This is a genomic window from Pandoraea bronchicola (genome assembly GCF_902459805.1).
GTDB lineage: Bacteria > Pseudomonadota > Gammaproteobacteria > Burkholderiales > Burkholderiaceae > Pandoraea > Pandoraea bronchicola.
Genome location: NZ_CABPST010000001.1, coordinates 39,176 through 53,426 on the forward strand (window position 1 = coordinate 39,176; position 14,251 = coordinate 53,426).

Below are 14,251 nucleotides of genomic sequence, written 5' to 3' on the forward strand. Positions count from 1 at the left end.
GCTTAGTTGCGCACCGGCTTGCCGGTTTGCAGCATGCCCATGATGCGTTCCTGGGTCTTCGACGTGCCCAGCAATTCGATGAAGGCACGACGCTCGAGCGCCAGCAGCCATTCTTCGTTCACGAGGCTGCCGGCTTCCACGTCGCCGCCGCACACGGCTTCGGCAATGCGCGAGGCGATCAGGAAGTCGTGCGCCGAAATGAAGTTGCCGTCACGCATGTTCACGAGCGACGCCTTGATCGTCGAAACACCCGAACGACCGGCGACGGGAATGCCGGCCGGCTTGAGCGGCGGACGATAGCCGGAGATGGCCAGCGCACGCGCTTCGTTGCGGGCGACGGACAGCAGTTCGTGTACGTTGTAGACGATCGTGTCCGTCGGCTTCAGATAACCCATGTCGCGGGCGTCGAGCGCCGAGGCGGAGACCTTCGCCATCGCGGCGTTGGTGAACGACTTGGTCACGAACTGGAGATACTGCACGCTGCCCGCCGCGCTCGCCGCTTCGGCCGCCCGGATCGCCGCCTCTTTCAGGCCGCCGCCGCCCGGCACGAGGCCGACGCCGACTTCCACGAGGCCGATGTAGCTCTCGAGCGCCGCCACGCGCTTCGCGCTATGCAGCAGCAGTTCGCAGCCGCCACCCAGCGCAATGCCGGAGACCGCCGAGACGACCGGCACCTGCGCGTACTTCACGCGCATCATGCCGTCCTGGAATTTCTTGATGAAAGGCTCGATCCCCTTCGCGCCGCCCATCATGAACGCGGGCATGGCCGCTTCCAGATCGGCGCCGGCAGAGAACGCCCCCCCCGGCGCGCCGAGTTTGAGCGATGTCGGCTGCCACACGACCACGCCGCGATATTGCTGCTCGGCCAGATCGATAGCGCGGGTCAGACCGTCAATGACGGCCGGCCCGATGGTATTCATCTTCGTCTTGAAAGAGACGATAAGCACATCGTCCTGGCCCGGGGTCTCGTCGACCCACAGGCGCACGGCGTCGTTCTCTTCGATGGTCTTGCCGAACTTGCGCGGATCGGCGCTGGCGTCGCCCACGAGCGATGCAGGGAACACCTGGCGCTGATACACCGGCAGCGTGCTGCGCGGCACGAAAGCGTCCTTGGCCGGGGCATACGAACCCTCAGCGGTGTGGACACCGCCTGCCTCGGCAACCTTGCCGGACGTGACCCACTTGGGCAGCGGCGCGTTAGACAGGGCCTTGCCCGCGTCGATATCCTCTTGCACCCACTGTGCGATGTCCTTCCAGCCGGCAGCCTGCCAGTCTTCGAACGGACCGGTGCTCCAGCCGAAGCCCCAGCGAATCGCGAAGTCAACTTCGCGCGCATTGTCGGCGATCTGCTCGAGATACACGCCGATGTAGTGGAACACGTCACGGAATACGGCCCACAGGAACTGGGCTTGCGGATTGGTCGATTCGCGCAGCAGACGCAGGCGCTCGGCCGGCGCCTTCTTCAGAATGCGCACGACCATCTCGTCGGCCTTCTTGCCCGACTCCACGTACTCGCCCGATTGCGGATCGAGCACCTTGATGACCTTGCCTTCCTTCTTGTAGAAACCGGCGCCCGTCTTCTGACCCAGCGCGCCCTTCTCCACGAGTGCCTTGAGCACGGGCGGGGTAGCGTACGTCGGGGCGAACGGATCGTCCTTGAGGCCGTCCTGCATCGTCTTGATGACGTGCGCCATCGTGTCCAGACCGACCACGTCGGCCGTGCGGAACGTGGCCGACTTGGCGCGGCCGAGCTTGCTGCCGGTCAGGTCGTCAACGACATCGAACGGAATGCCGTATTTTTGCGCTTCGGCGAACACCGCCAGGATCGAGAACACGCCAACGCGGTTGGCGATGAAGTTCGGCGTGTCCTTCGCGCGCACCACGCCCTTGCCGAGCGTGGACGTGAGGAACGTTTCGAGTTGATCGAGAATCGCCGGCGCCGTCGTCGCGGTCGGAATCAGCTCGACCAGATGCATGTAACGCGGCGGGTTGAAGAAGTGCACGCCGCAGAAGCGCGACTTCAGGTCGGCGTCGAAGCCTTCCGAGAGTTCGGTGATCGACAGACCCGACGTGTTCGATGCAAAGATCGCATGCTTGGCCAGATGCGGCGAGACCTTCTTGTACAGGTCGTGCTTCCAGTCCATGCGCTCGGCGATCGCTTCGATCACCACGTCGCAGCCGGCGAGCTTCTCGAGGTCATCCTCGTAGTTCGCCGTTTCGATGTATTGCGCGTCGGCCTTGTCGGCAAACGGCGCAGGACTCAGCTTCTTCAGGCCGTCGATAGCGCGCGTGACGATGCCGTTCTTCGGGCCTTCTTTGGCCGGCAGATCGAACAGGACAACGGGCACTTTCGCGTTGACGAGGTGCGCGGCGATTTGCGCACCCATCACGCCGGCGCCCAGCACGGCGACCTTGCGTACTACCAGGGGTTTGTTGGTTTGGCTCACGGTGATCTCCTCCGCTCTCAGAACAGGTCGACGTCGACTTCCATCAGCGTCTTCGCACCGGCACGGGCCATGCGAATTTGCGACGCGGTCTCGGGCAGCAACTTGGCGAAGTAGAAACGCGCCGTGGCGAGCTTCGATTCGTAGAACTTGTCGCCGCTGCCTTGCTTGTCGAGCGCGATACGCGCCATGCGTGCCCAGAAGTAGGCGAACACGAGATGACCGACCACGCGCTGATACGGCACGGACGCGGCGCCCACTTCGTCGGGATTGGCCATCGCCTTCATGCCGATTTCCATCGTCAGCTTCTGGACCTTGTCACCGATATCCGCGAGCGGATTGATGAACTCCTGCATCTCTTCCTTCGTGCCTTCGGCCTCGACGAAGTCCTGCACGAGCTTGCCGAACTTCTTGAGCTTTGCGCCCATGTCGCCGAGCACCTTGCGGCCAAGCAGGTCGAGTGCCTGAATCGAGTTGGTGCCTTCGTAGATCATGTTGATACGCGCATCGCGCACGTACTGTTCCATGCCCCACTCGGAGATGAAGCCGTGGCCACCGTAAATCTGCATCGCGTGGTTCGTGCATTCGAAGGCGTTGTCGGTCAGGAAAGCCTTGATGATCGGCGTGAGCAGCGCGACCAGATCTGCGGCTTCGCGACGCTCGGCTTCGTCGCCGTGCGACAGTTCCTTGTCGATGTGCAGCGCAGTCCAGTACGAGAAAGCACGGCCACCTTCCACATAGGCCTTTTGCGTGAGCAGCATGCGACGCACGTCGGGATGCACGATGATCGGGTCGGCCGGCTTGTCCGGTGCCTTCGGGCCGGTGAGCGAGCGCATCTGAATACGCTCTTTCGCGTAGACCAGCGAGTTCTGATAAGCGACTTCCGTCAGCCCCAGCCCCTGCATGCCAACGCCCTGACGCGCGGCGTTCATCATGACGAACATGGCGTTCAGGCCCTTGTTCGGTTCGCCGACCAGCCAGCCCTTCGCGCCGTCGAGGTTCATCACACAGGTGGCATTGCCATGAATGCCCATCTTGTGCTCGATGGAGCCGCACTTGATACCGTTACGCTCACCCGGGGCGCCATTCGCGTCGGGGATGAACTTCGGCACGACGAACAGCGAGATGCCCTTCGTTCCCGGCGGCGCATCCGGCAGACGCGCCAGCACAAGGTGGATGATGTTGGCGGCCATGTCGTGCTCGCCAGCGGAGATGAAGATCTTCGTGCCGGAGATGGCGTACGAGCCATCGCCGTTCGGCTCGGCCTTCGTGCGCAGCATGCCCAGATCGGTGCCGCAATGCGGCTCGGTCAGGCACATCGTGCCGGTCCACTCGCCGGAGACGATCTTCGGCAGATAGGTCGCTTGTTGCTCAGGGGTGCCGTGGGCGTGCAGGCACTCGTAGGCGCCGTGCGACAGGCCGGGATACATCGTCCATGCCTGATTGGCCGAGTTGAGCATTTCATACAGGGCATTGTTGATGACCTGCGGCAGGCCTTGCCCGCCAAACGCGGGATCGCACGCCAGTGCGGGCCAGCCGGCCTCGACGTACTGTTGATAAGCCTGTTTGAAACCGGTCGGCGTGGTGACGACACCGTCGCCCTCGTACTTGCAACCCTCGCGATCGCCCACCTGATTCAGCGGGAAGACCACTTCGCTACAGAACTTGCCAGCCTCTTCCAGCACCTGATTGATGGTGTCGGCATCGATGTCCGCGTGCTTCGGCAATGCCTTCAATTCGTTTTCCACGCCCAGCAGTTCGTGCATCACGAATTGCATGTCGCGCAGCGGCGCGTTGTACTGTCCCATGACCTACTCCTCCGAACAAATCGAATTGAATCGCGGACGGCTCGCGCCTCACCCGCGCTGATAAGACGAAATCAGTTTTTCCAGTGCCACCCGGGTCATGTCGACGGCACCTGGCTCCCGGAGGAAGCGCGCGTCGTGATGCAGGCCGAGTGTCAGGCTGTACATTTCAAAGAGCATCAGGCGCGGATCGGTGTCCGCACGCAGATGTCCCTCCTCCTTCGCTTGCGTGATGGCGCGCAGCAGGGCCGATCGCCACAACCGCACGCTCTTCACCAAGGCTTCACGCACCGGACTGGCCGCGCGATCGTCGTACTCGACGGCACCGCTGATATAGATGCAGCCCGTCGTCACTTCGCGAATGCGCTTGTCCATCCAGCGATCCACCAGCGCTCTGAGTCGCGGCAGGCCGCGTGGCGCTTCCATGCTGGGAGCGAACACCTCTTCCTCGAAACGCCGGTGGTATTCCATCAGCACCTCGATCTGCAAGTCTTCGCGCGAACCGAAGTGCGCGAAGACGCCGCTTTTGCTCATTTGCATACGGTCGGCCAGCAAGCCGATCGTCAGCCCCTCGAGTCCATCCCGCCCCGCCAGCTCCAGCGCGGCATTCAGGATTGCGGCACGTGTTTGTTCACCCTTTCGCATGTGTATGGCATCGCTATCGTTATCCGTTCCCCGATGCTAACCAAAAAATCGAACGGCCGTCCTATTATTGGGGGACACCCATGGGCGAACAAGGAATTTATTAGATCGGAATACCTAATCGGTATCCTTGGCGGGCGGGGCTTCGGCGGCGTCTGCGCAAGGGCTGGCCGGGGGCGCAGGCCAACGGGAAGCCGCGCGGCAGACGCTCAGGAATCAGTCGTACTTGCCGCGCGTGAGCACCTTCATCACGAGGCGGTAGAGCCGATAGGCCGTCCACTGACGGAAGCGCCGCCAGCGCGAGCGTCCGCCATACCGGTCGGGGTCGATGAGACGCGCCTCGGCGAAGGCCTTGCGGATATGGTCGCGCAGCTCGATGACCACCGGGTCGTCGAGCACGACCACATTGGCCTCGTGATTCAGGAACAGGGACAAGGCGTCGAGATTGGAAGAGCCGACGGTCGCCCAGACATCGTCGACCACGGCCACTTTGCCATGCAGTTGACGCATGTCGTACTCGCCGATGCGCACGCCGGCGTCGAGCAGCTTGGCGTACAACCACGGCACAGCCGTATCGAGCAGACGGAACTCCTTGCGACCGATCAGCAGATGCACCGACACGCCGCGTTCTGCCGCCTGTGTCAGTGCGCGTCGCAGCCGCCGGCCGGGCACGAAGTAGGGGTTCGCCAGCCACACCTCATGACGCGCGCGCCCCAGGGCCATCAGATAGGCCTTTTCGACCGCGCGGCGATTATGCAGATTGTCGCGCGCGACGAACGCGGCCTGACCCGCGTAAGGGGCATTCAGGCGTCCACGTTGCCCGTGGCGCCTGTGACGAAACGGCGTGCCCAGATATCCCGGCGCGAGGCGCAGCCACTGAATGTGAAACGCGATGGCGATCTCGGCCACGATGGGGCCGCGGCATTGCACGGCAAAGTCCCAACGCGGGTCGCTCATCCGGGTGCCACCCCCGCCGTTGAAGTCGTCGATGATGTTGATGCCGCCGACGAACGCCACCTCGCGATCGACGATGGCGAGCTTGCGGTGCGTACGCGAGAAACCGAACTTGCCGAACAAACGCGGATTGTAGATTCGATGCATCACCCCGCTCTCTCGCCAGTCGGTAAAAAGCGGCAGGCGGCGGCTGGTGCCAATGCCATCGGTGATCACATGCACCGCGACGCCGCGTTGCGCGGCGCGTTGCAACGCGGCAGAGACATGCTGCCCGGCCTCATCGGCCTCGAAGATGTACGTCTCGAGCGCCACTTCGCGCGTAGCGTTGTCGATCGCCGCGACAAGCGCAGTGAAGTAGTTCTGACCGAGATAGAGCAGCGTCAGGTCGTTATCGTGGGAGAACGGAAGATACTTGCTCATTGGCGCGCGATGCAGCGGCTAGCGCACGCGCAACGGCAACTGCCGAATGGCATCGCCGTTCGAAGGTGAGAAACAGCGGGCGGCAGCCGCCTCCCACGGTAGCCACTCATAGGCGACATGTTCGCGCGCAGCGAGCGTCACTGCGGTGTTCTCGGGCACGCACAGACCGAACCAGTGTTCCGTGTTGCGCGTAACGCCCGGCGCATAGCGATGCGCCCAGCGCGGATAGATGTTGTACTGAATTTCGTGATGCCAGTCGGTCAGGGCGGTCGAGGGCACTGCCGTCCCGTCCGCCACGCGGATGCCGGTCTCTTCGAAAACCTCGCGCGCAGCCGTCTCGACCAGCGGCTCATCGAGCCGATCCTTGCTGCCGGTGACCGACTGCCAGAAATTCTCGGCATCGGCACGTTCGATGAGCAGGACGTCGAGCGCGGGCGTATAAATCACGACGAGCACGGATTCGGGAATCTTGAAGGGCTTCATGCAGGCGGCGGTGGCTTGAAATCGACTCTTGAACAACGGGAAACCGGCGACACGAGATCCGGCTCGAGCGCCTCATTGTAATGGGCAATGGTGCGGTCTCGTTACTCCAATGCCGCGTATCAATCCGGACGGGGGGGTCAGCACCGTGCCGCCTCGTCGTCTCGTCGCCCCGTCGCAAAATGCGCGTTGGCACTGACAGTCCTTTTCACGCCCCAAAACGAAAACCCCCTCGCCTTTCGGACAAGGGGGTTCGAGATCGTCGGCACGCCGGCGCTAGCCGGCTTGCCGTGCGGTGCGGTACGGCTATCAGGCCTTCGGCGCTTCCGGTTGACGCAGACGGATGTGCAGCTCGCGCAGTTGACGCTCGTCGACCGGCGACGGTGCCTGCGTGAGCAGATCCTGCGCACGTTGCGTCTTCGGGAACGCGATCACGTCGCGGATCGAATCGGCGCCGGCCATCATCGTGATGATACGGTCCAGGCCGAAGGCGATACCACCGTGCGGCGGCGCACCGTACTGAAGCGCGTCGAGCAGGAAGCCGAACTTCGCACGCGCTTCTTCCTCACCCAGCTTGAGCGCGCGGAACACCTTGCTCTGCACGTCTTCCTGGAAGATACGGACCGAACCGCCGCCGATTTCCCAGCCGTTCAGCACCATATCGTAGGCCTTCGCCAGGCACTTGCCCGGATCGGTCTCGAGGTAGTCGATGTGCTCGTCCTTCGGGCTCGTGAACGGGTGGTGGCAAGCGACCCAGCGGGCATCTTCCTCGTCGTACTCGAACATCGGGAAGTCGACGACCCACAGCGGACGCCAGCCGGCTTCGAACAGGCCGTGGCTCTTGCCGAATTCCGAGTGACCGATCTTCAGACGCAGCGCGCCGATACCGTCGTTGACGACCTTGGCCTTGTCGGCGCCGAAGAAAATGATGTCGCCGTCTTGCGCACCGGTGCGCTCGAGAATCGAGGCAATCGCAGCGTCGTGCAGGTTCTTGACGATCGGGCTTTGCAGACCGTCGCGGCCCTTGGCGACTTCGTTGACCTTGATCCAGGCCAGCCCCTTCGCGCCGTAGATCTTCACGAACTCGGTGTAAGCGTCGATTTCGCTACGCGAGATCTCTGCGCCGCCCGGCACGCGCAGCGCAACCACGCGGCCGCCTTCGGTCGTGGCCGGCACCGAGAACACCTTGAAGTCCACGTCGCCCATCACGTCGGTCAACTCGGTGAACTCGAGCTTCACGCGCAGATCGGGCTTGTCCGAGCCGAAGCGACGCATCGCTTCCGAGTACTCCATGACCGGCACCTTGGCGTCCAGATCCACGTCGATCGCTTCCTTGAACACGTGGCGGATCATGTTCTCGAACAGATCGCGGATTTCCTGCTCCGACAGGAACGAGGTTTCGCAGTCGATCTGCGTGAATTCCGGTTGACGGTCAGCGCGCAGGTCTTCGTCGCGGAAGCACTTGGTGATCTGGTAGTAACGGTCGAAGCCGGCCACCATCAGCAATTGCTTGAAGAGCTGCGGCGACTGCGGCAGCGCGAAGAACATGCCGGCGTTCACACGCGAGGGCACCAGATAGTCACGCGCGCCTTCCGGGGTGCTCTTCGTGAGCATCGGCGTTTCGATGTCGATGAAGCCTTGCGCGTCGAGATACTTGCGCACTTCCATCGCCACCTTGTAACGCAGGCGCAGGTTGTATTGCATCTGCGGACGACGCAGATCCAGCACGCGATGCGTGAGGCGCGTGGTTTCCGACAGGTTTTCGTCGTCGAGCTGGAACGGGGGCGTGACCGACGGGTTGAGCACTTCCAGCGCGTGGCACAGCACTTCGATCTTGCCGCTCGTCAGGTTGGCGTTCTCGGTGCCGGCCGGACGGCTGCGCACCAGGCCCGTGATCTGCACGCAGAACTCATTGCGCAGGCCTTCAGCGGCCTTGAACATCTCTGCGCGGTCCGGATCGCACACGACCTGCACCAGACCCTCGCGATCGCGCAGGTCGATGAAGATGACCCCGCCGTGATCACGGCGGCGATTGACCCAGCCACAAAGCTTGACCGTTTGGCCCAGTTGTTGCTCGGTCACCAGACCGCAGTAGGAGGTACGCATGGACATTTTGCTGTTCCGATTTTCAAAAAATGGCGCCGGCGATTCCCGGTGGCTCAAAGGAGCGGACCGGGACGTTGCTGGCGCGGGTTGTGGGCGGGCGCCACCACGCCCATCGATACGATGTACTTGAGGGCGGCGTCGACCGACATGTCGAGTTCAACGACATCGCTCGCCCGCATCATCAGGAAGAAGCCTGACGTCGGGTTCGGCGTCGTCGGGACATAGACGCTCACGTAATCGCCCTGCAAGTGATTGACCACATCGCCGCCCGGCGCGCCGGTCAGGAAGGCGATGGTCCAGGAATCCGCGTGCGGATAGCGCACCAGCAACGCCTTGCGAAACGCGTTGCCGCTGCTCGAGAGCAATGTGTCGGATACCTGCTTGACGCTGCCATACAACGGTCCAACGATGGGAATGCGCGTCAGAACGGCCTCCCACCAGCCGACCAGCTTCTGGCCGATGAAATTATGCGCCAGAAGACCGACGACGAAAACGAACGCCAGCGTGACCACCACGCCGAAGCCCGGCACACGCATGCCGATGAGGTGCGACGGCTGCCATCCATCCGGCAGCAGCAGCAGGGTCTGATCCATCGTGCCGATAATCAGGCCCAATACCCACAGCGTGATGGCGAGCGGCACCAGCACCAGCAGGCCGGTGAGGAAAATCGTCTTCAGCGCGGGTTTTCTAACGCTCATGGCAGGACTCGCGAATATTGGCGGCTACGGGTTATCAGCGGGGTGCAACGGTGAGGCTATCGGTACTATCGCACGCCAGGCCGCCAGGCTCGGCGTGCACTGTCATGTTCTCGCTCAGTGGCAGGCGCAACCGCCGCCACAGCTAGCCGCCGGGGTGCTCGACGACTCGCCGCCGGACGACGATGCCGACGAGGCGCCCTCGCCCGACGAAGCCGCCGGCGCCGGCGACGTCGACGCCGCGCCCGCAGCCGGCGCACTCGCGCCGCCCGATCCACCGCGGAAGTCAGTCACATACCATCCCGATCCCTTGAGCTGGAACCCGGCCGCAGTGACCTGCTTGCGGAACGTGTCCTTGCCGCATTCCGGGCATTGGGAGAGCGGGTCATCGCTCATTTTTTGCAGCACATCCTTCGCGAAACCGCATGTTTCGCAACGATAGGCGTAGATAGGCATGATTCTTTCCGACGAAAAAAGGCGCGCAAAGCCTTGAATTATAACCGCTTCACAAGGCTTTCGGGATTTGTCGGAGATATATGGGGCCGCAGACGCGCAAGATCAAGACAGGACGCGTGCCCGCATTTGGCGTAGCGGGCACGCATCCTGTCGCCGGACACCGTCAGATCGTCGAAATCTGCTGCTCCGGCGGCTGGCCACGCTCCGACGCGGGTTGCAGGAGCGAGCCGACCACCATGCCGGTGATCGACGCCAGCAGACCGGCCAGTTGCGGCGGCACCAGCGCCTCGGGCGCCAGGGCTTCGCAGGCGATCCAGACGATCAGCCCGCAGAATACGGCCAGCGTACCGCCCAACGAGCTTGAGCGCTTCCAGTAAAGACCGAAAGCCAGCGGCACGAAGCAGCACACGAGCGTGACCTTGTATGCGCTCTCGACCATCTGGAAAATCGACGCCTTCGAATTCAGTGCGTACACCAGCACGAGCGCCGTGAAGCACAGCACGACGATACGCATGAGGCGCAGCAGGTGCTTGTCGTCGATGCGGCCCTTGAGCATCGGGCGAATGATGTTCTCGGCAAACGTCACCGACGGGGCCAGCAGCGTAGCCGACGCGCAGCTCTTGATCGCCGAGAGCAACGCCCCGAAGAACATCACCTGCGCAACGATAGGAACACTAGTGAGCACCAACTGCGGAAGAATCTGTTGCGGGTCGGTGCCAATATACTTCTGCACCATCGACGGGGCGATCAGCAGCGCCGAGTAGGCGAGGAAGATCGGGATGAACGTGAAGAAGAAGTAGAGCACACCGCCCGTCACCGAGCCGGAGACCGCGATGTTCTCGGACTTGGATGACATCACGCGCTGGAACACGTCCTGCTGCGGAATCGACCCGAACATCATGGTGACGCCGGCCGCGATGAACGCCAGCACGTCAGCAGGATTCATCTCCGGCAGGAATACGAACTTGCCGGCCTCGGACGCGTGCGCGATCACGGCACTTGCCCCGCCGGGCACCATGCCCGAGACGACCACGGCGATATATACCAGCCCCACCACGATGATGATCATCTGAATGAAGTCGGTCACCGCCACCGAGATCATGCCGCCGAGCAACGTGTAGGCCAGCACCGAAACCGCGCCGATGATCATGCCCGTGGGCTCCGACATCGCACCGCCCGAGACCGTGTGGAATACGAGACCCAGCGCCTTGATCTGCGCGCCGACCCAGCCGAGATACGAAATCACGATGGCGATACTCGTCACCAATTCGACCGTGCGGTTGTACTTGAGCTTGTAGAAGTCGCCGATCGTCATGAGGTTCATGCGATACAGCTTGCGGGCGAAGAACATGCCCACGAGGACCAGACACATCGACGAACCGAACGGGTCGGCGACCACGCCGCGCAGCCCCTCGCCGATAAAGGTGGCGGGAATGCCGAGCACCGCCTCCGAGCCGAACCATGTGGCAAACACGACGGCCACGACCATACCGTAGGGCAGACGGCGGCCAGCGACAGTGAAATCTTTGGTATTGCGGACCTTGAGGGCGGCCAACAGCCCGATGGCCACCGAAATGACCCAATACAGAATGACAAACCAGATCAGCATAACGCGGCCCCAGCCAAGCCCCAGGGCGACGGTCAGGGCGTGGCGGCGTCAGACGCGGGCGCGATCCGGCCGCATGAAGCCGCCGCGCGAGCTAACGATACCGAGCCTTGGGCCGCAGCCTTCCGGGCAACAGAAAATCAGGTCGTGCATGACGGGGCTGATGCGATTCAGCGCTCGGGGGCGCCCGTTTTTGCCACCTGGCGAAAAAATTTTCGGCCGATTATAGCGGCGTGCGAGACGCGCGGGGAAAAAATCACAATTCCCCTCGCGGATCGTGGCAAATATCGGGAAATACCCAGCGTCTCGGATGACTTACGTGCAGTTGTCGTAAGCGTTTGGTTGCGCTCACGCCAACACAACAGCAGGTTGCGGATCAGCGGCGGCGCCAGACCATCCAATGTTCGGCCCCGGCGAAGACCGGCACCGAGTCGTCGACCTTCCGATCCGCTTCGCAGACAAAATCCTGGGTCAGCAGTGCATCGAGCGCTTGGGGCGCGATACCGAACGGCGGGCCCCTCTGCGTTTCCTTGAGGAAGAAGAACCCGGCCAGACGCGCCCCCTGCGGCAGCAGTTGCGCCATGCGGCGGGCGTAGTCCTGCCAGAGCGTGCGGGGCAAGGCACAGAGAAACGCGCGCTCGTAGACCACGTCGAGCGCGAACGGCGGTGTGTAGGTGAAGAAATCGGCCTGTTCCACGAGCGACGCACGCGGCCCCAATTGGGCCTGTGCCGACGCAACGGCGACCGGCGCGAAGTCGATCGCCCGCACGGGCCAGCCCTGGGCATCGAGCCAGGCGGCTTCGTAGGCCGCACCGCAGCCGGGGATCAGTGTGGCGCGCGGCGCCCCCTCGGCCGCCACGAAGTCACGCAGCGCCTGAGGCACGCCCGCGGCATCCCAGGGCATGAACGCGTTTGCGAACCGCTCGTCCCAGAATTCCGCGCGCGACGGATCGCGATGGGAAAATGACGGCACCGGCGGCGCCAGTCCACCGCCCGCATCCGGGCGGTCATCGCCGCGAGGCGCGGCGGGTGTGAAGTGTATCTTTCGAGCGGCGGGCACAGGCGGCTCCTGTTCGAGAATCAACCGTAGAGCCAGACGAACGCCGTCAGCACGCCGATGGCGACCCCGCCCACCAGACAGAACGCGCCCGTCAGCAGCCGGTTGGTGCGGCGTTGCTCGTGCAGCAAGGCAAGCAGCAGCGTGTCGTCCTGCGGACGTGCATGCGCCGCGAGCGCCTGATGGATGAGGCGCGGCAGTTGCGGCATGGTCTTGCTCCACTGGGGCACTTCGGCCTTCAGGCGTTCGAGCCAGCCGCGCGGGCCGATCTGTTCGGCCATCCATCGCTCCAGGAACGGCTTGGCTGTCTTCCACAGATCCAGATCCGGATCGAGTTGACGACCGAGCCCTTCGATATTGAGCAGCGTCTTTTGCAGCAGCACGAGTTGCGGCTGAATCTCGACATTGAAGCGGCGCGACGTCTGGAACAGACGCATGAGCACCAGCCCGAGCGATATCTCCTTGAGCGGTCGGTCGAAATACGGCTCGCATACGGCGCGAATCGCCCCTTCCAGTTCTTCGACGCGCGTGTCCGGCGGCACCCAGCCCGATTCCAGATGCAGCGACGCCACCCGATGGTAGTCACGACGGAAGAACGCGAGGAAGTTCTGCGCGAGATAGTTCTTATCGAATTCGGAGAGCGCACCCACGATGCCGCAGTCGAGCGCGATATAGCGGCCGAACGTTGCGGGGTCGAGGCTGACCAGAATATTGCCCGGGTGCATGTCGGCGTGGAAAAAGCCGTCGCGCAGGAACTGCGTGAAGAATATCTCGACGCCCTCACGGGCGAGTTTCTTCAGATCCACGCCCGCCTCGCGCAGCACGTCGATCTGGCTGATCGGCACGCCGTGCATACGCTCCATCACGAGGACGAAGCTGGAACTGAACTCCCAGTAGATCTCGGGCACCATGAGCATGCCCGAGTCGATGAAGTTGCGACGAAGCTGCGCCGCGTTGGCGGCTTCGCGCATCAGGTCCAGTTCGTCATGCAGATACTTGTCGAACTCGGCGACGACTTCACGCGGCTTCAGACGCTTGCCGTCCGGCCACAGCCGTTCCACCCAGCCGGCCAGATCGCGCATGAGTGCCAGATCGCTGTCGATCACGCCGAGCATGTTCGGGCGCAGCACCTTGACGGCAACCTCCTTGCCCGCATGTTCGCCATGACGAATGCGTGCGAAATGCACCTGGGCTATCGATGCGCTTGCGACCGGCGTGCGCTCGAACTCGACGAACACCTCTTCTAGCGGTCGCCCCAACGACTTCTCGATCGTGGCGCGCGCCACCTCGGGATCGAACGGCGGCACCTGATCCTGCAGACGCGCCAACTCCTGGGCGATATCGGGCGGCATCAGGTCGCGACGCGTCGAGAGTACCTGCCCGAACTTCACGAAGATGGGGCCCAGCGATTCGAGCGCGAGACGCAAGCGCTCGCCGCGCGGGGCTTTCAGCCCGCTGCGTCCGAACGACAGTACACGCAGCAGCCCGCGCGCCAAGGGATGGGGAATGCTGGAGAGCACCAGCTCGTCGAGCCCGTATCGGTAGCAGACGAAAAAGATCTTGATAAGGCGCAGGAGACGCATCGG

General features: G+C 63.1%; 11 protein-coding genes. All 11 read right to left on the reverse strand.

Features of this window, described 5'->3' with window-relative positions; all coding sequences use genetic code 11:
* Positions 1-2: 2 nt before the first annotated feature.
* On the reverse strand, positions 3-2,447 hold the full coding sequence (locus tag PBR20603_RS00205) for a 3-hydroxyacyl-CoA dehydrogenase/enoyl-CoA hydratase family protein (protein ID WP_150557561.1): 2,445 nt from the start codon (positions 2,445-2,447) through the stop codon (positions 3-5).
* A 17-nt stretch (positions 2,448-2,464) separates the two neighbouring features.
* Positions 2,465-4,252, reverse strand: coding sequence for an acyl-CoA dehydrogenase C-terminal domain-containing protein (locus PBR20603_RS00210; protein WP_150557562.1), 1,788 nt, complete (start codon positions 4,250-4,252; stop codon positions 2,465-2,467).
* Between the two features lie 48 nt (positions 4,253-4,300).
* Positions 4,301-4,894 carry a TetR/AcrR family transcriptional regulator gene (locus PBR20603_RS00215; RefSeq protein WP_042114608.1) on the reverse strand — a complete coding sequence of 198 codons (594 nt, stop codon included), beginning with the start codon at positions 4,892-4,894 and terminating at the stop codon, positions 4,301-4,303.
* 213 nt (positions 4,895-5,107) lie between these two features.
* Positions 5,108-6,265 carry a cardiolipin synthase ClsB gene (clsB, locus tag PBR20603_RS00220; RefSeq protein ID WP_150557563.1) on the reverse strand — a complete coding sequence of 386 codons (1,158 nt, stop codon included), beginning with the start codon at positions 6,263-6,265 and terminating at the stop codon, positions 5,108-5,110.
* Between the two features lie 18 nt (positions 6,266-6,283).
* On the reverse strand, positions 6,284-6,748 hold the full coding sequence (gene nudB, locus PBR20603_RS00225; RefSeq protein ID WP_150557564.1) for a dihydroneopterin triphosphate diphosphatase: 465 nt from the start codon (positions 6,746-6,748) through the stop codon (positions 6,284-6,286).
* 306 nt (positions 6,749-7,054) lie between these two features.
* A complete protein-coding gene (gene aspS / locus PBR20603_RS00230; RefSeq protein WP_150557565.1) occupies positions 7,055-8,857 on the reverse strand; it encodes an aspartate--tRNA ligase in 1,803 nt (600 codons plus the stop codon).
* Between the two features lie 47 nt (positions 8,858-8,904).
* Positions 8,905-9,549 carry a DUF502 domain-containing protein gene (locus PBR20603_RS00235; RefSeq protein ID WP_150557566.1) on the reverse strand — a complete coding sequence of 215 codons (645 nt, stop codon included), beginning with the start codon at positions 9,547-9,549 and terminating at the stop codon, positions 8,905-8,907.
* Between the two features lie 114 nt (positions 9,550-9,663).
* A complete protein-coding gene (locus PBR20603_RS00240; protein WP_150557567.1) occupies positions 9,664-10,002 on the reverse strand; it encodes an FmdB family zinc ribbon protein in 339 nt (112 codons plus the stop codon).
* A 163-nt stretch (positions 10,003-10,165) separates the two neighbouring features.
* Entirely contained in the window at positions 10,166-11,611 is a 1,446-nt protein-coding gene (locus PBR20603_RS00245) for a high affinity choline transporter 1 (RefSeq protein WP_150557568.1), read from the reverse strand.
* Positions 11,612-11,984: 373 nt separating this feature from the next.
* Positions 11,985-12,749, reverse strand: a complete 765-nt coding sequence (locus tag PBR20603_RS00250) for a methyltransferase domain-containing protein (RefSeq protein WP_425495780.1) — start codon at positions 12,747-12,749, stop codon at positions 11,985-11,987.
* Complete coding sequence (ubiB, locus tag PBR20603_RS00255; RefSeq protein WP_150557570.1) at positions 12,689-14,248, reverse strand: ubiquinone biosynthesis regulatory protein kinase UbiB; 1,560 nt, start codon at positions 14,246-14,248, stop codon at positions 12,689-12,691. Before ubiB ends, PBR20603_RS00250 begins: the two co-directional genes overlap by 61 nt.
* Positions 14,249-14,251: the final 3 nt, after the last annotated feature.